Origin of the sequence: Moorena producens 3L (assembly GCF_000211815.1) — a bacterium.
GTDB classification, from domain to species: Bacteria; Cyanobacteriota; Cyanobacteriia; order Cyanobacteriales; family Coleofasciculaceae; genus Moorena; species Moorena producens.
The window spans coordinates 17,098-34,349 of record NZ_GL890948.1 but is presented as its reverse complement, the minus strand read 5'-3'; the positions used below and the strand labels follow the sequence as shown (position 1 = coordinate 34,349).

General features: G+C 43.6%; 12 protein-coding genes and 1 pseudogene. 6 read left to right on the top strand and 7 right to left on the bottom strand.

What is annotated here, in order from left to right; genetic code table 11:
• Positions 1-137: 137 nt before the first annotated feature.
• The 5 genes from LYNGBM3L_RS22855 to LYNGBM3L_RS22835 all read right to left on the bottom strand — a co-directional run bounded on the left by LYNGBM3L_RS22855 (position 138) and on the right by LYNGBM3L_RS22835 (position 6,157).
• Complete coding sequence (locus tag LYNGBM3L_RS22855) at positions 138-1,331, bottom strand: RNA-guided endonuclease InsQ/TnpB family protein (RefSeq protein WP_009149282.1); 1,194 nt, start codon at positions 1,329-1,331, stop codon at positions 138-140.
• Positions 1,322-1,459: a helix-turn-helix domain-containing protein gene (locus tag LYNGBM3L_RS47755; RefSeq protein ID WP_229414658.1), complete on the bottom strand. Its 138-nt coding sequence runs from the start codon at positions 1,457-1,459 to the stop codon at positions 1,322-1,324. Before LYNGBM3L_RS47755 ends, LYNGBM3L_RS22855 begins: the two co-directional genes overlap by 10 nt.
• 899 nt (positions 1,460-2,358) lie before the next feature.
• Positions 2,359-3,675, bottom strand: a complete 1,317-nt coding sequence (locus LYNGBM3L_RS22850; RefSeq protein WP_009149277.1) for a recombinase family protein — start codon at positions 3,673-3,675, stop codon at positions 2,359-2,361.
• Positions 3,676-3,702: 27 nt separating this feature from the next.
• Positions 3,703-4,080 carry a VOC family protein gene (locus tag LYNGBM3L_RS22845; RefSeq protein WP_009149275.1) on the bottom strand — a complete coding sequence of 126 codons (378 nt, stop codon included), beginning with the start codon at positions 4,078-4,080 and terminating at the stop codon, positions 3,703-3,705.
• A 592-nt stretch (positions 4,081-4,672) separates the two neighbouring features.
• Positions 4,673-6,157 (bottom strand): Ig-like domain-containing domain, encoded by a 1,485-nt coding sequence (locus tag LYNGBM3L_RS22835; protein ID WP_009149271.1) that lies wholly within the window; start codon positions 6,155-6,157, stop codon positions 4,673-4,675.
• 1,442 nt (positions 6,158-7,599) lie between these two features.
• On the opposite strand from LYNGBM3L_RS22835, the pseudogene LYNGBM3L_RS50525 reads away from it, so the two are divergent.
• The 4 genes and pseudogenes from LYNGBM3L_RS50525 to LYNGBM3L_RS22810 all read left to right on the top strand — a co-directional run.
• Positions 7,600-7,995 (top strand): annotated as a pseudogene (locus LYNGBM3L_RS50525) (DUF29 domain-containing protein); the annotation flags it as partial.
• 36 nt (positions 7,996-8,031) lie between these two features.
• Positions 8,032-8,367 carry a XisI protein gene (locus tag LYNGBM3L_RS50520; protein WP_044494438.1) on the top strand — a complete coding sequence of 112 codons (336 nt, stop codon included), beginning with the start codon at positions 8,032-8,034 and terminating at the stop codon, positions 8,365-8,367.
• A 371-nt stretch (positions 8,368-8,738) separates the two neighbouring features.
• Entirely contained in the window at positions 8,739-9,167 is a 429-nt protein-coding gene (locus LYNGBM3L_RS22815; RefSeq protein ID WP_131827199.1) for a hypothetical protein, read from the top strand.
• A gap of 189 nt (positions 9,168-9,356) precedes the next feature.
• Entirely contained in the window at positions 9,357-9,593 is a 237-nt protein-coding gene (locus LYNGBM3L_RS22810) for a hypothetical protein (RefSeq protein ID WP_009149254.1), read from the top strand.
• 241 nt (positions 9,594-9,834) lie between these two features.
• Here the strand turns inward: LYNGBM3L_RS22810 and LYNGBM3L_RS48895 are convergent, their stop codons facing one another.
• Positions 9,835-9,969 (bottom strand): hypothetical protein, encoded by a 135-nt coding sequence (locus LYNGBM3L_RS48895; protein WP_267872078.1) that lies wholly within the window; start codon positions 9,967-9,969, stop codon positions 9,835-9,837.
• 368 nt (positions 9,970-10,337) lie between these two features.
• Here LYNGBM3L_RS48895 and LYNGBM3L_RS22805 point away from each other — a divergent pair, with 368 nt between their 5' ends.
• The gene (locus LYNGBM3L_RS22805; RefSeq protein ID WP_009149253.1) at positions 10,338-12,146 is read left to right on the top strand and encodes a DUF7380 domain-containing protein; all 1,809 of its coding nucleotides are present in this window, start codon (positions 10,338-10,340) and stop codon (positions 12,144-12,146) included.
• A gap of 301 nt (positions 12,147-12,447) precedes the next feature.
• Here the strand turns inward: LYNGBM3L_RS22805 and LYNGBM3L_RS22800 are convergent, their stop codons facing one another.
• A complete protein-coding gene (locus tag LYNGBM3L_RS22800) occupies positions 12,448-14,049 on the bottom strand; it encodes a serine/threonine-protein kinase (protein ID WP_009149252.1) in 1,602 nt (533 codons plus the stop codon).
• A gap of 604 nt (positions 14,050-14,653) precedes the next feature.
• Between LYNGBM3L_RS22800 and pheT the strand changes: the two genes are divergently transcribed.
• The gene (gene pheT, locus LYNGBM3L_RS22795) at positions 14,654-17,098 is read left to right on the top strand and encodes a phenylalanine--tRNA ligase subunit beta (RefSeq protein WP_009149251.1); all 2,445 of its coding nucleotides are present in this window, start codon (positions 14,654-14,656) and stop codon (positions 17,096-17,098) included.
• Positions 17,099-17,252 lie beyond the last annotated feature (154 nt).

Here is a 17,252-nt window from a genome sequence, read left to right as displayed (position 1 = left end):
AAGGGTCATATTTCTCAGAAAAATTGACTGATATGCAGCGTTGCTTCACCATGATCAGGAATCCAGGATACCCACTGGTCTTCTGAAACCTGGCACAGCAGCAGCGCTTCATCAAAGCTATAGGGAGTGACATCCTCCTACACTATACGCTTCGCGTATAGTGTAGGCTTCCCATTCTCACAAATAGGTATTCCTGCCCAAAGCCACTTATCTAGGATTTCTCCCCCGACAGATCGACTACTTGACAGGCTGTTTCCATTTCCCGAATTGTCCACGGGTACTAATTCTAATCCTCGCCATCTCACCATCTGAGCGGCTGCATGATCTCTATGTGTCGTGTAGCCGCATGTCTTGCATTTATGTTCTCTAACCCTCAAATCTTTCTTCACTGTGGCCTGACACTCAGGGCAAGTCTGACTCGTCCCACGGGGGTCTACTCGCTGAAAGTAACACCCACGTTTGAAAGCTACCCATTTGAGGAGATCTAAGAATTGACCAAAAGATGCATCAATGCAGTCTTTCCTTAGCATTCCTCGATTGAGTCCTATTGTGTTGAGATCTTCCGCAAACATTGTCTGAGCCTGGTCACAGAGCAAATGTGCTGTTTTCAGATGGAAGTCTTTACGAGTGTTGGCAATCTTATGATGCAATCTGGCCACCTTCAGTTGTGCTTTTTCCCAGTTGTTAGAACGCTTCTGTTTTTTAGCTGCTCTACGTTGTAGCAATTTCAGCTTACCTTGCAGTTGCTTTAAAAACTTAGGACGCTCAACTGTGAAACCATCTGAAGTTGTCAGAAACTTTTCTAACCCAAGGTCTATCCCTATTGCCCGACCAACGGCAGGATGATCTGGGATATCAACTTCCATTGCAATTGATATCACAACATACCATTCTGTTTGTCTAGCCTTAGCCAGAACTCTGACCTGTTTGACTTGGAATCCAACAGGAATTTCTCGATGGAGCCGAATAGGAACTAGGCCAATTTTAGGAAGCTTGATATGTTCGTGTTCTACTGGATTTGACTTGAATTGCGGAAATAAAAACGACTTGTATTGACCCTTTTTCTTAAATCTTGGAAAACCAAATCCTCGCTTACTCATTGCTTCCCATGAGTCATGCAACCTTCTAACGGTTGTCTGTAACACCTGGGAATGCACCCTTGACATAAACGGATTAGTTTTCTTGGCTTTGGGTAGATTGTTTTGCTGACGATGGTAACTGGGGAATGGTGTATCGGCAGGGATTATGTACTCACTCTGCAAAGAACACCTATCCACAGGTGCGACCCGTGGCGAATTTAATTCGCCAACGGAAAGCGCACCTAAGGACATTTACGACTTGCAATCCAGTCTTTTAACTCTCTTAATGAGTAGTTATAGACTCGTCTACAAGTCTCAAGCCATTCCTTGATGATCTGTTGTTGATCTTGGCTCGGGTAAATCCTGTATGTATAGTTCATCATTAACATAATCTTATTTTACCACAGAAAAAGACAATGGTAAATACAGATAGAGAGGGCGTCGAACCCTCTCTATCTGTCTGGCTGGGGGAGTCCATGTATCCCACCACTAACACTCCGTGTATAGTGGGGGACTTATAGCTCCCCCAGACCCCCTCACTAGTTAAGTAGCTCTAACAGACGTACCCAAGTCCCAGGTTGGAACGCATCTTGGGACTGATCTAAGTTGGGATTAGGGGAGCTGTTCCAAGTCGGGCTTTGGGTCTGCGGTTCTAAAAGTTTCATAGTTCGTCATCAAGATAAAAAAATTCCCGTCTACCCTAGCTGAGACTGCTTCGAGCCAAAATCTTCCCAGACAATGGGTAAACTTTAACTATTTTCTGTATTTAATTTTACAAAAATTCCTGAGCAGGACTAGCTTAGTGAAAGCTAATGTAATTAATCTTTGGATAACTTTACAGGATGCCTCGCCAAACGGCGTTACTTAAACTAAGAGTAATGTGTCGGTGCGTACAACTGATGATATCTTGAATGTGCCAGCTATCAGTAGCACCATTGCTGGGCAAATTATAGTCTAAAAACTAGACAATATTAGGCTAAAAGATCAACCCTAAAAAAGTAAGCATATGCGCTATGCGCAGGCTACTTGAGGTGCGGTCAGCGGTCAGCCGTCAGCCATTCGCGTTCGCACAGCGTGGCCAAAGGCCAAGCATGGCCTTTGGCTGATAGCTGATACGCGACACGCTGATAGCTGATACGCGACACGCTGAGAGCTGATAGCTGAGAGCTGAGAGCTGAGAGCTGAGAGCTGAGAGCTGATAGCTGATAGCTGAGAGCTGAGAGCTGAGAGCTGATACGCGACACGCTGATACGCGACACGCTGATAGCTGATAGCTTACCTAAAAAATAAACACAAGTTGCAGCTGCAATTCTTTTACCTGACGCAGGATTTCAATTTTTTGAATAAACTCCCGAAAGTAAAACCGACGCTCTGATTCTGATAAATCAATCCAGAATTGAGGAATGGATACTGTCTGAGCGATCGCTTTTAAATTCACTGGCGGCAAAGCGGCTAGCTGCTGCTGTAATTGGGAAATTTCTGTGCGTAGTTTGTATGCTCGTAAATCAGCCGTGTCTTGATCAAGCACCCCACTAGACGTTAACAGAGGTAGTTGCTCTAAATTATCTTTTTTTTGAGTAATTTTATCCTTAAGGGATTCCTTGACCCCATCCAAGCTGGGAGCATTCATAGCAGCAACAGCACGGGGTAATTCCTGACAGATCAGTTGAATAGTCTGCTCCAAAACCTGTTCATAACTAATAGCACGGCATTTTGGATGCTTAGGACAATGAATCGGACGTAGGTAGAGATATTGTTTGTTTTTACGATATTGAGTAACACTAACAACGGTCATCCCCGACTGGCATTCCTGACAAACCACCAACCCGGCCAAAGAACGGGGAGCACTGGCGGTACGAGGAGGTAATTGTCGGTTGCGCCTGAGCAATCGGTCAATCTGTGCGGCTTCTTCGCGATTCAAAATGGCGCTATGGGTATCGGAAATGACTTCACCATTTTTTTGATAGCCAAGGTCTCCCCGATAAACCGGATTTGTTAGCCAACGACGCCCGGTAGTCACGGAAATCCGTTTACCATATTTTTGCTCTAAATACCGTACTGCACCCCGCAAGGAACCATAAAGCAGAAACTGTTCAAAAAAATCCTTAACCACCGGTGCAGTACTGCGGTCAATTAGATAGCGGTCTTTGCCCCGCCGATAGCCATAGGGGGCTTTTCCTGGTGGAGGTAAGGCTTTGAGGCGATTACGAGCATGTCCTTGCCGAAGGCGGCGGCTGTTGACTTCCTGCTGGATTTCGTGTATTAGTTTCAGTAAGCTAGCGCGAATTGTAGTGTAGTTGGTAGCATCCGTTAGCTGAGCAGAATTGTAAGATTGCTCTGTGGCAACCAAGCAAACACCAAGGCTTTCAACTTGGCTAATGCGATCGCTAATTTCAGCCAAACACTCTCCCAGTTCTTCCAGACGACGAATTAGCAAGTAATCAGGAGCTTGAGCTTGGCAATCCGCAACTAACTGCTGCCACTGCTGGCGTCCTCCCAAATCTAGATAGACCTGATCCACCTCCAAACCCCAAACTTCTGGGTCAGGCACCGGGTCAAGTAGAGGATTGCTGTACAGGTAGGCAATGGTTTTCATTTATTCTCCCCATCCCTACGTTAAACCCTAAGTGCTAATCTTATTAATCTCACTAAGCTCAATAATATTACAATCTGGATCTTGGGTAAACAATGCCGCACGACCAGATGAGCTCAATTGAATCGGGTAACCATGAGCGTGTAGACATTCCTTCGCTTCATCTAAATTTACTACACTAAAGGCAATGTGGGGATTACGACCCCATTTTTCAGGATTTTTTAGGTCAACTTTAGCATTAGGATTAACCATCAGGTGAATTTGGAATTGACCAACTTGGTACCAAGCACCAGGAAATCTCAGCTCTCGATTAACTTTAGATAATCCCAAAATATTACCGTAAAAATGCTCTGCCTTTTCCAAATCAGAAACTAAAACAGCAACATGAAGACACTGATTAATTTCCATAGTCTTTTGATGTCAAGTTACAGGTTATTAGGTTGAAGGTTATTAGGTTGAAGGTTGAAGGTTGAAGGTTGAAGGTTGAAGGTTGAAGGTTATTAGGTTTAAGGTTGAAGGTTTGATGGTTGAAGGTTGAAGGTTTAAGGTTGAAGGTTATTAGGTTTAAGGTTGTTTGGTTACAGGTTGTTTGGTTACAGGTTGAAGGTTTGAAGGTTTCAAGGTTGTTTGGTTACAGGTTACAGGTTACAGGTTACAGGTTGCTCGGTTATTTTACCAACCTTCACCCTTGGCCAAAAGGCCACGCTACGCGAACAACCAAACACCCTTCCAAAAAAAAACACCTTCAACCGGCTAACCTTCAACCGGCTAACCTTCAACCTACTAACTTTCAACCAGCCAACCTTCAACCAGCCAACCTTCAACCAGCTAACCTTCAACCAGCTAACCTTCAACCAGCTAACCTTCAACCAGCTAACCTTCAACCAGCTAACCTTCAACCAGCTAACCTTCAACCAGCTAACCTTCAACCAGCTAACCTTCAACCTACTAACCTTCAACCTACTAACCTTCAACCAGCTAACCTTCAACCTGCTAACCTTCAAGGTAGCCAACGAGCATTAAATCCAGTTAGGAGTGGTTCCGCTTCCAGCTTCACTGGAGTATCTGACGATGTATCATCCACTAAAGGTAATAGCCACAGTCTAGCATTGGCAATTATTTGTCCTTCATCAGTGATCAAACCTTCCTCAGATGACCGTTCAGGAACCAGTTGATCAAAGAGTATGCCTAAGTCATCTGGGGACAAACTCATATGAACTTCCTGTTGCTCCGGTAAAACTATCAAGCGCTTTAAGGTATACTCATTCTTTTCATTAGGTTTAAGGTTAATCGCTGCTAGGAAAGGTTCTTCTTTGAATTCTTCCCCAGCAATGAGTTGGCTGAGCAGACAATAGAGAATCTGGTTTTGCGCCGAGAATTCACAACTATGGACAGAACCAGTGGTGCGCAGTATCTCTTGCTCAGAGCCCTGGTTTTTGACTAAAAATAGCGATCGCGTATAGTCAGAATTAAACTTCACCATCACTGCTGCTGAACCATCCTTAGCAAAGTTTATGACCATGCCAAACTTCGGTAAAAAGTCTAGGGGTTGAGCATTTGGTGTCAAGGGTAAAATGCCCACTCCCTGACCTTGAGCCATCGCGATTGCGTTGCTATCAGGAGTAATCATAAAATCTCCTCCTGGTTCATGGTCTAATGGTCTCGGTTTGGTACCAGGTTGTATGGTCCACAGCCCAAATTCCGAAGGATTACTCCGACTGACCCGCTGCACCACAATCGTTTTACCATCAGCAGACAAATCAAACTTCAGATTCTGGTAGTCTTTGCTATCGAGAACCTGCTCAACTAACCCATCAGAGTCTGAGGATACGGGAGCTTGAGCTGGGGCACGAGTAGATATGCCCGTGGTCACAGTATATAATTTGGCCGAGAGCAAGTCCTGTTCTTGATTCTGACTATCAACAGCAGAGAAAAGAAGTCGGCTGCCATCAGGATAGAACTTAAAGTCCATAACCACCAAATCTGGAGGCGTCAAGATAGTTTTTTGTTGGCGAGTGAGATTATAGAAAATTAATCGCCCCTTTTCTTCTGCCTGAACACCCACATAGGCAAAGGCTCGGTCACGGGTACGGAAAGATGCCTTGAACGGTTCCATGGCAGTCTTGTTGCCAGGCTTAGCGAATTGATCTACTGCTCCAGTGAGCTGGAATTGATACTCGGTGCCATAGGGTAAAGGGAGCAGCGGAGTATAAGCCATTTTACGTCCAGCCCAGCTAATTTTGCCCGGTATGGGTGGAACAATCTTCAGATTAGTTTCCACACTAGTCTGATCCATAGGACGGCTGAAGGTTAGGATAAACGCTTTATCCTCCGCACCGACTTGTTTATCTTGCCACGTAAATTTCCGTACCCTGGGGGCAGTGCGATCGCCAGTCCACAGTAATATACCAATCAGTAGACTCAGTATAAGTATGACTGCGCCAGCAGTACGGTCAATGGGTTGAAGAAAGGTTTGACTCTTCATCTAATTAAATCCATCAGTAAAATTAGTCCAGAGTTCTAGTCTAGAGTTTCCAGAGCAAATGCCATTTAATTTATACAACCAAGACTTTATCTAGCGGTTCTGATAGTAATGAGGTACACATAATTTTGTACCTATTCCCTACTGCCTACTCCCTACTGCCTACTCCCTACTCCCTACTCCTTACTCCCTACTCCCTAAAACCTAGGACGAAAGTACCTTAAGCAATTGATAACTGAGAAATGCTATAGTTAAAATCCCTGATATCGACTAGTTTAATTGATCACCAGGTGATCAGGTTTATCACAAGACAAATTCTCAAAATTAGATCAGACAAATTGTCAACCTTTTTGGCTTTGTAATAAATCTTAAAAATTCCTGAAAAATCTACTAACACCTAGGGTTAGCTGGCTATACTAAGACCAGGTGATATATCTGAATTCAGGTCTGGCTATACTTGCTCTATCTAGTGGCTATATCTACTAACTGGAGCTAGCTGCCTGCTTTTGAAACCGTGTCATTTGAGACAATTCATTTGACACAAATGGTTGTTGGGTTAAAAATTACCCTGCACTAACTATATATCTGCCAAACTATCCGCTAAATAAAATAAATCCACATTTTTGAGGATTTATACCTAAGTAAACCAACTAGAAATTAGGAGAATCGCAGTGATTTTTTGGAAAGACATCAAACCACAACAATTTTATGTTATTTTATTGCTTATCACTCTGAACCTGGTCGTTTTTATGGCTCTAATCTCAAAGATGCCAACTAATTTTATAGTATCCTTTTAGTGTGATTTATTAGTGTAAGGTTTGAGAGCAATTCCTAATTGAGACCTGATTGAGAACAATATCCTAGAGTATCTCGCCCCACTCAACGATCACCACTTGCCGTATCCCAAGACAATTGCTCCGATTGTGGTTCATTTTGTGATTTCCATGATATTGTTTGCGGTCTTTGGTGACCCGATCGGCTACTTTCCCCCTAATTATCCCTGGTATGAGGTAAGTTGGTAGAATTTATTTTTTGCGACTATTTCTATGGTTATTGCTGTTATTTTTGGGTAAATTGAAGCCGGATTAGCAGAACCCTACACAGCAGCAAAGGGAATATTGAAGCTGCATACGCTGATTGGCATGTCTGCTGTCTGGCATCATTACAGGGGTGACAGCATAGCGCTAGATCATTGGTTTTCGCAATCCCAACGACAAACCCCATGCCTTTTCTGGGGGTGGGGGCGTTGTTAGTGGGGCGGTTTTCCTTTTGGTGTTACCGATGGGGTATTTGGCAGCACCTTTTATTTGCTAACCAGGTTTCTTGGTTTGCAGGCGCTGACGGCAGTCCTGTTCAGTCTAACACTAGCGTTATTCGTAGGTTGGGTTAGCGGGAGCAGTTCGTTCCACCCAACCTACAGGTTTAGTTAGATTTCGGAGGAAAAAATGCTCTATGAAACTGACATCATCCAATGGGTTGAACAACAAGTTTCCCTGATCAAAGAAGAACGATATAGTGAAGTAGACTGGGTTAATCTCCTAGAAGAGATTGAAGACTTGAGTAAACGAGAGCGAGACCGCTTTTTCTGCTCTATTCGTTTAACGATTCAACATCTGTTGAAATGGGAATATCAACCTGAAAAACGGTCTAGGTCTTGGGAAATCACGATCAAACGAGAGCGCAATCACCTTAAACGCTATCTCAGAGATACTCCTAGTTTAAAGCGATACTGGGCAGATTTATCAAAAGTTTATGGTGATGCGAGAGCCGATGCTGCTAATGAAACCGGAATTTCCGATTGGGACTTTCCTGACCACTGTCCCTATTCCCCTGAGCAAATCCAATCGGATTGGTTTCCTCCAATTAGAGGTCAAACAATGGATACCCAAACGACCTATCGAGAAATAATAAAACAAGTTATTCTAAAATACGCTCAATTTCGTCCCTCTCATGGAGACATCCGACTTGACCCCATTTTTGACGAAACACGAGAGCACTATGGATTAATGCAGGTAGGATGGTCACAGGGAAAAAGAATCAGAGGAAACCTAATATATATTACTCTAAAAAATACTAAAATTTATATTGAATATGATGGAATAGAAACGGGGATCACTACTGATTTAATTAATGCTGGCATTCCTAAAGAAAATATTGTTTTAGCTTTCTATCCTCCCGAAATGCGTCAGCAAACTGAATTTGCCGTCAATTAAAAATTGGGCGTTGCTGAATGAAGGAATGAATGCGCGATTATCTGGTTTTATTAAAGCCCCCGTTGGTCCCCCAAGCGAGGGATTGCTCGCTTGGGGGACTTTCCGAGTTTTGTTCCCCCCAAGCGAGGGATTGCTCGCTTGGGGGGCTAGGGCGTGTCTTCAAACTCCGAGATCCCCCGTTTCCCTTAAAAAAGGGGGACTTTGAGTATGGCTCCCCCCTTAATAAGGGGGGCTGGGGGGGATCTAATATCTTGCGGAAAACTTTGAAAACACACCCTAGGGGGGCGAAACCATACCCAGAATCAGCAACGCCAAAAATTGATTCGTGTTTGATAAAATCAAGGCTATAACCAATTTAATTTTAAATGACCATGGATAGAAAAGACAGGTTACCGCTTATAGTAGTAGGGTTGACTATTAGCTTAATCTTAATGGGTTGTAATCCCTCTGATGATGCGTTAGAAAAATCTCGTTATCAACCCTTGAATCTAGCTGAGTTCAAAGGTAAGCGAATAGGAGATGATCCGGAAGCGATCGCATTAGAGTTATTTGGTAACAAAGCAACGGTCAAGAGTGAGTTTACTGAAGAAATCAAGGTGATTGATCAGCAAGCTTTTGAGAAAATCGTGATTCTGACCCAGATGAATCTACCTGATGACAAAGTTAGGGGCAGGCGTTATCGACTTCAGTTTAAATTCGATCAATCTACCGGTAAATGGAATTTAAAAGAAGCAGGTCGTCAACAGTCCTGTTATAAAAGTGAGAAACCTAAAGATTGGACAATTGAACCTTGTCCCTAGCTAAACTTGTTGATAGCGTTTGTCGTATTTATGAGGTACAGTCAACTGTAAGCATATGCGCTACGCGCACGCTACGCGAACAGCCCTCAGCTATCAGCGTGTCGCGTATCAGCTATCAGCCATCAGCCCTACTAGATTCAAAATTTTTGGCCAATAACCTATAAATCATTACTGTACTAAGTTACTGCTATGTCAATCAGCACCGAAGCTATCAAGCAAGACCTGGATCTACTTACTGCTGAACAACTTCAGCAAGTCGCTGATTTTATTGCATTTCTTAAGTTTCAAGATAAACGTTGTCGGATTGTTCTTGATCCTGCTCAGTTAAAAGCCCTTTCTCATGAGTTTGCCCAGGAAGATCGCGCTCTTGCTGAAGTGGGAATGAGCGATTATGCGGCAAGTCTTGATCAAGAATATCAGCTATGATCAATCAATATCAACGTTTGGAGAGCCCGCCCCGTAACGCACCACCTTTAGACTACGTCAATATCTAAGACTCGATACTGTTGTTTGATACTTCAAAGACTCTTAGCTCGATTATTGCTTCTGGAGTCTTTATCAGCAGACTGCAAAATCTCAAGCTTCTGTGGCTGTTAAGGAAATCATACCAGATAAACCGACGACTTTCAGGAAACTTCCCGCAGAATCACTGATTAGGGCTTAACACCTAACCCAGTAGAATATTAACATAACTCTCAAAAAAAAATATATCTCGGATTAGGGTATATGCGATCGCATGGAATTCCACACCAGCCCTAATCCTTGTTTTATCCGTAATCTCCTCAGGAAATAATAACAACAATGAGCCACTTGATACCTCCTCAGGGTAGGAAAACTACTGAACAAATAATCTCAGAAATATTAGTCAACTATCAAGAGCATACTGATAGAGATAATATTCAAGATTTTTGTAGAGATGTTATCCACAACTGAAGTTATAGTAAATAGGTAATAAATTATGATTTTTAGTCTCAGCTGAATCCTTATAAATATAAGGTGCCCGTTATTATAATTAGACCGTATGATCAAACAATTTTAGTATAATAATTAGTAATTCGATTGCTTAAGTTACTAGTGGGGTAGTCCTTGAAAATTTATTATTCAGTGTTTATACTCAAGCTAATTGAATAAAATTTTGGCAAAGTATAAAAAAAAGAATGAATTAGCACTATGTCAGAACTGAACCCACCTCTTAAAAAAAATGACTTCACTAACACTTGCTGGCAAGATGTAGTGAACAGCAGCGAACCGAAGAATTGTATCACCTATTGTATTGCTTTTGATAAAAAAGTCCAAGAGGCGCAAGAATCAGGAAATTTCACAAAACAAGCTGTTTTTGAAATTCTGGCAGCCGTGACTAACGCTCCAATGAATCCAGCATTAACCGAAGAGTTGTTTACTGATAGGTTTAAGAATCTTACAGAGGAGCAGCTAAATTTTCTTGCTGAAATCGCACCTGAAATATCAGATCCTGAACTTCAAGCGCGAGTAGCAGATATTCTCTGGGTCAGACGACGTGACGATCTAATGGCTCAGTTGTCAATTACCGCTTACTTACAATCAGCAACTACCTTAGAAAGCTCTAATAATTGGAAGGATTCTTTGGACAGAATAGAACGAGCATTTCGGCTGGAACGCCAATTTAAAAATAAGGACAAAGTTGTTTTTAAACATATAGAAGCAGTTCTTGAATGCTATGAAGGCGAAGACTCTTGGTGGCCATCTCCAAGGTTAATGGAGCTATTGCAGGAACATAAATGTGGAGAACCAGTCAAATATGCAGCCCTGGCTGAAAAAGCAGCAAATTTAGCAGAATCAAGCTCTAATTGGGCAATAGCAAGAAGATTCTGGAGTATTAAAGCAAAATGGCATCGTATGGATAAAGACTACAGCAAAGAGCTTGCTGCTTCAATGTCAGCCGCTGAGACTTATGTCAAGGAAGCCGACTCTGCTCTCAAAAGAACTCCACCAAGCTACATGGCCGCATCAGGCTTGTTACAACAAGCTGTTAAAGCCTTTAGAAGCATTCGAGGAACAAAGGAAGAAACTGTGGATGCCAAAGCAAGAGCCGAGGAACTTCACAGGCTGCTTCTTCAGTACCAAGAAGAAAGTCGCAACGAGATGATGACCATTTCTCATAAAATGGATATTAGCAAGGTCGTAGAGGAAGCCATAAATTCGGTTAAGGGCAAAGACTTTAAAGAGGCACTCTTCGCTTTGTCTGTTTTGGCTGTTCCAACTAATGTCTCTAAATTGAGACAACAAGTACAGCAGGACGCTCATAACTCTTTAGGAATTCATCTTGTCCCTATTAACATAATAAATGAAATGGGCAAAACTGTTGCTATTCAACCAGCTTCTGTTCTCTCCAGTGATCCTGAAGAAGCGGAGCGTGCAACCAATTTTTATATGTGCCAGAAAGCCATTGAGTATTATCATCTACAAGCTCAAGCATATATTGAACCTGCCAGATATCAGATTAATTTAGAGCATTGTGTGCGACTTAACGATATTCTCTTCATAGTTCGCCATAGTCCATTTATTCCACCTCAGCGTGAGTACCTGTTTGCAAAGGGGCTGTATGCTGGACTTACTGGAGACTTTTTCACATCTACCCACATCCTAATTCCCCAAATTGAAAACTCTATCCGTTATATCATGTGGCAAAGAGGCATCATTACTTCTAAGTTGAAAGACAAGGGTATTCAGGATGAATTTAGTTTGAGCAAGACTCTTGCTCATTCAAAGATAACCTCTATTTTTGATGAAACTATGCTATTTGAATTGAAATGTTTACTGGTTGAACATGCTGGTAGTAACTTAAGAAATCGTATGGCTCATGGTTTGATTAGCGATGGTGACTTTATGAGTCCATTGATGTCATATGTCTGGTGCCTTACATTGAGGCTTTGTTGCTTGCCTATGTTGATACATCAGCAGCAAGTTGAGCAATCAAAGACAAGTACTGACGCAATCTAACATTAGTGCGATCGCTAATTTTGTAGGGTGTGTTGGGAGCATGTCAAATTCCCATAACAAATGTACTCAAATAACTCATGACCGCTACTGAACCACCAAAAAAGTTTAACCAATCACTTCACCCGACCGCAAGCTAGACAATTTATTATTAAAATTGCGGCTTTATCATAACACCAAAAAATAATCGCATCTCTTTCTTCCTATTCCCGATTCCCGATTCCCGATTCCCGATTCCCAATTCCCTACTCCCTACTCCCTACTCCCTACTCCCTACTCCCTACTCCCCACTCCCTTTGCTATATCACCAAAACCCCCGCTTACCAGTAGGAAGTACCGTTGTCCAATTAGTCTTAGCTTGAGCCAATTGTTCCTGAGTAACTTTAGCATTAGCAAGATTTGCCCCACACAAATTTGCTCCCCGCAGATTAGCATTTTCGAGATGAGCATAACTAAGATTCGCCCCACGCAAGTCTGCTCCTGTCAAAATAGCTTTTTTCAGGTAAGCTCGACCCAAATTGGCATTGCGTAAGTCGCCTTGATGGAGATTCGCTTCACCAAAATTAGCACTAGATAAATCCGCTCCCTTCAAACTAATATTTAACAGTTTGCCCTGGCGGAAAATTATCCCAGATAACTGGGCATTATTAAGGTTAAGTCCCCTCAAATCTTTAGCCGCAAAGTCTCTTCTGCCAGAGCCGTAAGCTTTTAATAACGTTTCCGCCTCCAACTTGCCATTACCCTTCGACTTGCCTGTAATGCTACTCCTACTACCGCTCACAGCTGTAGAATCCCTGTGACTGGTAAAACCTCCACCGTTTTTAGGTTCTGATCTTCGACCATTGCTCAATCCCCGACGCTCCCGCCATTCTCTAATTTGCTCTGCCATTCTTCGGGATTGAACTGACGACGGGGATGAATAACCATTCACAGGACCCAAATTCCCTGAGTTGAAGTGAGAATTAGCGTCATCAAGGGGTTGCGACACTAAGCTTTTGTTTAAACTCTCCAGATATGGCTCTAGGTCAAGAGCTCTCAGGATGTCTTCTGAGCACTGATAGCGATAACGGACAGAAGACTCCAGCATTTTTCTTAAAACCTTAGCAAAGTGGTCACTAACGTTGACATTAGTCTGCCAGACTATTTCTCCAGTAGAAGGATTATAATCGAGGTCTTTGGGAGATTTACCCGTCAACAAATAAAGGCAAGTAACCCCCACTGCATAGATATCGCTAGCAATTACAGGTCGCAATGCCATTTGTTCAGGAGGGGCAAAGCCTGGAGTTCCTATGGCATAGTTGGTCAATACTGTGTCTGAGGAATTGGAGGGATTGGTTTGGCTGTTTTTCACAGCCCCAAAATCAATCAGTACCAGTTTGCGGTCTTGGTCACGACGAATTATATTCGCTGGTTTAATGTCCCGGTGAATTACGTTTTTCTGATGAATATATTGCAGGAGTGGTAGAATTTCACTTAAAAATTGTTTAACTCCCTCTTCCGAGAATGAACCAGACCGTCTGACTTGCTGTTGCAGTGTCAAACCGCTAATGTATTCCTGAACCAGATAAAAATGCTCATTGTCTTGAAAGTAATCGAATAACTGTGGGAATTGGGGATGATTCCCAATTTCTCCCAAGGTTCGGGCTTCTCGCTCAAACAGATCCCTTGCCATCGGTGAAATCTCTGAACTTTTAGCACTTGGGCGGAGTTGTTTGATTACACGGGTCGGCTTACCAGGCAACGATTGATCTGTTGCTAAGAAAGTTGCTCCAAATCCCCCTTGACCGAGTGGTTTGATCACACGATAGCGGTCAAGTAATAATAATTTAGAACTGCACGCCTGACAAAAGTCGGCGTGTTGTGGGTTTTTTGCCTGAGTGCAGGTAGGATTTAGACAGTAGCTCATTCAGCGTTACTGATGTTCCTTTGCCCATACTGGAACTAAAACTTTGGCTCGGAGTACCTGAGCAGCAAAGATTATTTATAGTCTTTTACTTTTCTTTATTTTCTGCAAAATGCCTTTTACTACCCCCTTAGTTAGACAACTATTCCGGTGAAACCTGATCCTCAACCAGGATACCCGATTTTTGGCATCCATCTAAGGGTACAAAGGACAATTTTGAGTTAAGTAAAGGGTTATTCAAGTAAAACGTTTATGAAGCTACCTATATTTTAGAGCGTTTATTTAGCATTGACCATAGATAGTGTACTTTTGTCAAGCCTTAAGGGGTTATGCCCATCACAATAGAAAAATGTTTCGGTGGAAGGTAAGCTATCAGCTATCAGCTATCAGCTATCAGCTATCAGCTTATGCCCACGCTACTTGAGGTGCCATTGGTCTTTGGCCACGCTAAGGGAACAGCTTTTGAATAAAATAAGCTGACGGCTGACCGCTGACTGCACCTCAAGTAGCACCATCTGTAGCGCATATGCTTACGGTGGAAGTAACCGGCAACTTGCACCTTATTTATTACCTTATATTAGAGTTCAGCAAAAAAATTTAGGAGTCCATGCGTATATCGTTAAACTGGCTGCGAGAACTAGTAGAGGTAACTCTGACACCAGAAGAGCTAGCTCAAACCTTAACTATGGCTGGGTTTGAGGTAGAAGATATTGAAGACCTGGGAACCCTGGCCGATGGCGTGGTGATTGGCAAGGTTCTGGAGGTAGAGCCTCACCCTAATGCAAATAAGCTTCGGGTTTGTCAAGTGGATATTGGTGGGAGTGACCCATTGAATATTGTTTGTGGTGCGTCGAATGTCCGACCAGACATTTACGTGCCGGTGGCCACCATCGGAACCTACCTACCAACTATTGATTTGAAAATTCGCGCCTCAAAACTGCGAGGTGTTCGCTCAGAAGGGATGATTTGTTCCTTAGCAGAAGTGGGCTTGGCCAAGGAATCCGCTGGCATTCATATTTTCGAGGCAGAAACTATACCCCTAGGCAGTGATGCTCGTCCTTTACTGGGGTTAACTGATATCATTCTTGATGTTACGTCTACGGCTAATCGGGCGGATGCTCTAAGTATGGTGGGCGTGGCCAGAGAAGTAGTGGCCTTAACTGGGGCATCCTTAAGCTTGCCAGAAACTGTTGAGGTGTCTATTCCAGAAGCATCCCATGCCTTGACCTTGAAAGTATCTGAACCGAAAGCTTGCCCCGCCTATATTGGCACTGTGATTGAAGGGGTGAAGATTGGTCCTTCTCCGGATTGGTTACAACAGCGCTTGAAAGCCGCTGGAGTGCGACCGATTAATAATGTAGTGGATGTCACTAATTACATTCTCTTGGAATGGGGTCAGCCCCTCCATGCCTTTGACCGGGAACGCTTGCAAGCTGTTGCTGGGGTCGAAAACCTGACCATTGGTGTCCGCTTTGCTAACAGTGGGGAATCCCTGACTACTCTTGATGGTCAAACCCGTTCCCTGGAACCACAAGCGTTACTGATCACAGCTAACGACCAACCGGTTGCTATGGCTGGGGTTATGGGTGGGGAAGCCACAGAAGTGAACGACAACACCCAAACTATTGTTTTGGAAGCAGCACTGTTTGATCCAGTGACTATTCGTCGTTCTTCCCGCAGTCAAAGCATACGGACAGAATCATCTGCCCGTTATGAGCGTGGTGTCAATCAAGCAGAATTGGATATTGCTTGTAAAAGAGCGATCGCATTAATTACTGAGTTAGCTGCTGGTACCCCCACAACCCAGAGTATTGCTGACCAGCGCCCTGACCCCTCCACTTGGGCACGTTCGATTGAGTTACGTCTTGACCGTGTCAATCAGATTTTAGGACCAGTTAATGAGGCAGAGGAGCTTGGGGAAATCCTGCCAGAAGATGTGGAAAGAATCCTTACTGCCCTCGGATGTCAACTACAACCGCGCTGCACCGAAGATTCTCCCCAATGGAAAGTGATTGTACCGCCCTACCGCTACCGGGATTTAGAGCGGGAAATTGATTTAATTGAAGAAATTGCCCGTCTCTACGGCTATGACAACTTCTGTGATAGCTTACCAGACAAGACTGAACCAGGTTATCTATCTGCTGAGGAATTTTTAAAGCGAAAACTGCGATCGCAATTCCGTGCAGTTGGGTTGACCGAATTAGTCCAGTATTCCTTGGTCAAGCCAGAGGAACAGACCCAAATTCGTCTCGATAATCCCCTGTTTACGGAATACTCATCCCTACGGACGGATTTACTATCAGGGCTGATTGATGCCTGTCAGTACAATATCGAGCAAGGCAACGGTGTACTCAACGGTTTTGAAATTGGTCGGATCTTCTGGCGACCAGAAGAGGGTTTCGCAGAAGCTGATGCTATTGCCGGGATTTTAGGGGGAAATATCACCCAAGGTAACTGGGTCAGGGGAGGGCATTCCGAACCCATGACCTGGTACGAGGCTAAGGGAGTACTAGAGAGTGTGTTTTCCCGTTGCGGTCTGACAGTAGAATACCAACCAGACCACAGCGATCCCCGTCTTCACCCAGGACGCACTGCATCCTTGTGGTTGCAAGGTGAAAAATTAGGAAAATTTGGGCAGTTGCACCCCCAGCTACGCTCAGAAAGAGGTTTTCCCGATCAGGTTTATGTATTTGATTTGGACTTGGATCTAATTCTAGAGGCTCTTGATCGCGATGAAATTCTGACTCCCCGATTCAAAGTCTATTCCAGCTACCCAGCCATTGACCGGGATATTGCGTTCTTTGCACCACTACAAGTGTCAGTGGCAGAAATCGAACGTTCAACTCGCAAAGCTGCGGGGAATTTGTTGGAGTCAGTGCAATTGTTTGATGAATATAAAGGGGAGTCTGTTCCTGAGGCACAGAGAAGTTTGGCATTTCGGCTAATCTACCGTGCTAGCGATCGCACTCTTACTGATGCAGAAGTCGAGCCAGTACATCAGAAAGTGCGAGAAGCCCTAGAGGAAACATTTGGGGTTAGCCTTAGAAGTTAAACGGAGAAGTTAAACGGTTGAAGGATGAAGTATTCATACTTCATCCTTCATCTGTCTGCCTCCCGGTCGTCTCCCGCTATAATCGCGAGATTTAGCGGGAGACGTGCCATATAAACACCTGGGGTTCCCCCAGGTGACAGGCACTCAGGAAAGG

Coding starts and splice junctions, on each gene's coding strand:
- pheT (WP_009149251.1), top strand. CDS start 14,654: ATGCGTATATCGTTAAACTGGCTGCGAGAACTAGTAGAGGTAACTCTG.
- LYNGBM3L_RS22815 (WP_131827199.1), top strand. CDS start 8,739: ATGGATAGAAAAGACAGGTTACCGCTTATAGTAGTAGGGTTGACTATT.
- LYNGBM3L_RS50520 (WP_044494438.1), top strand. CDS start 8,032: ATGGATACCCAAACGACCTATCGAGAAATAATAAAACAAGTTATTCTA.
- LYNGBM3L_RS22850 (WP_009149277.1), bottom strand. CDS start 3,675: ATGAAAACCATTGCCTACCTGTACAGCAATCCTCTACTTGACCCGGTG.
- LYNGBM3L_RS22845 (WP_009149275.1), bottom strand. CDS start 4,080: ATGGAAATTAATCAGTGTCTTCATGTTGCTGTTTTAGTTTCTGATTTG.
- LYNGBM3L_RS22855 (WP_009149282.1), bottom strand. CDS start 1,331: ATGTCCTTAGGTGCGCTTTCCGTTGGCGAATTAAATTCGCCACGGGTC.
- LYNGBM3L_RS22835 (WP_009149271.1), bottom strand. CDS start 6,157: ATGAAGAGTCAAACCTTTCTTCAACCCATTGACCGTACTGCTGGCGCA.
- LYNGBM3L_RS22800 (WP_009149252.1), bottom strand. CDS start 14,049: ATGAGCTACTGTCTAAATCCTACCTGCACTCAGGCAAAAAACCCACAA.
- LYNGBM3L_RS47755 (WP_229414658.1), bottom strand. CDS start 1,459: ATGAACTATACATACAGGATTTACCCGAGCCAAGATCAACAACAGATC.
- LYNGBM3L_RS22805 (WP_009149253.1), top strand. CDS start 10,338: ATGTCAGAACTGAACCCACCTCTTAAAAAAAATGACTTCACTAACACT.
- LYNGBM3L_RS22810 (WP_009149254.1), top strand. CDS start 9,357: ATGTCAATCAGCACCGAAGCTATCAAGCAAGACCTGGATCTACTTACT.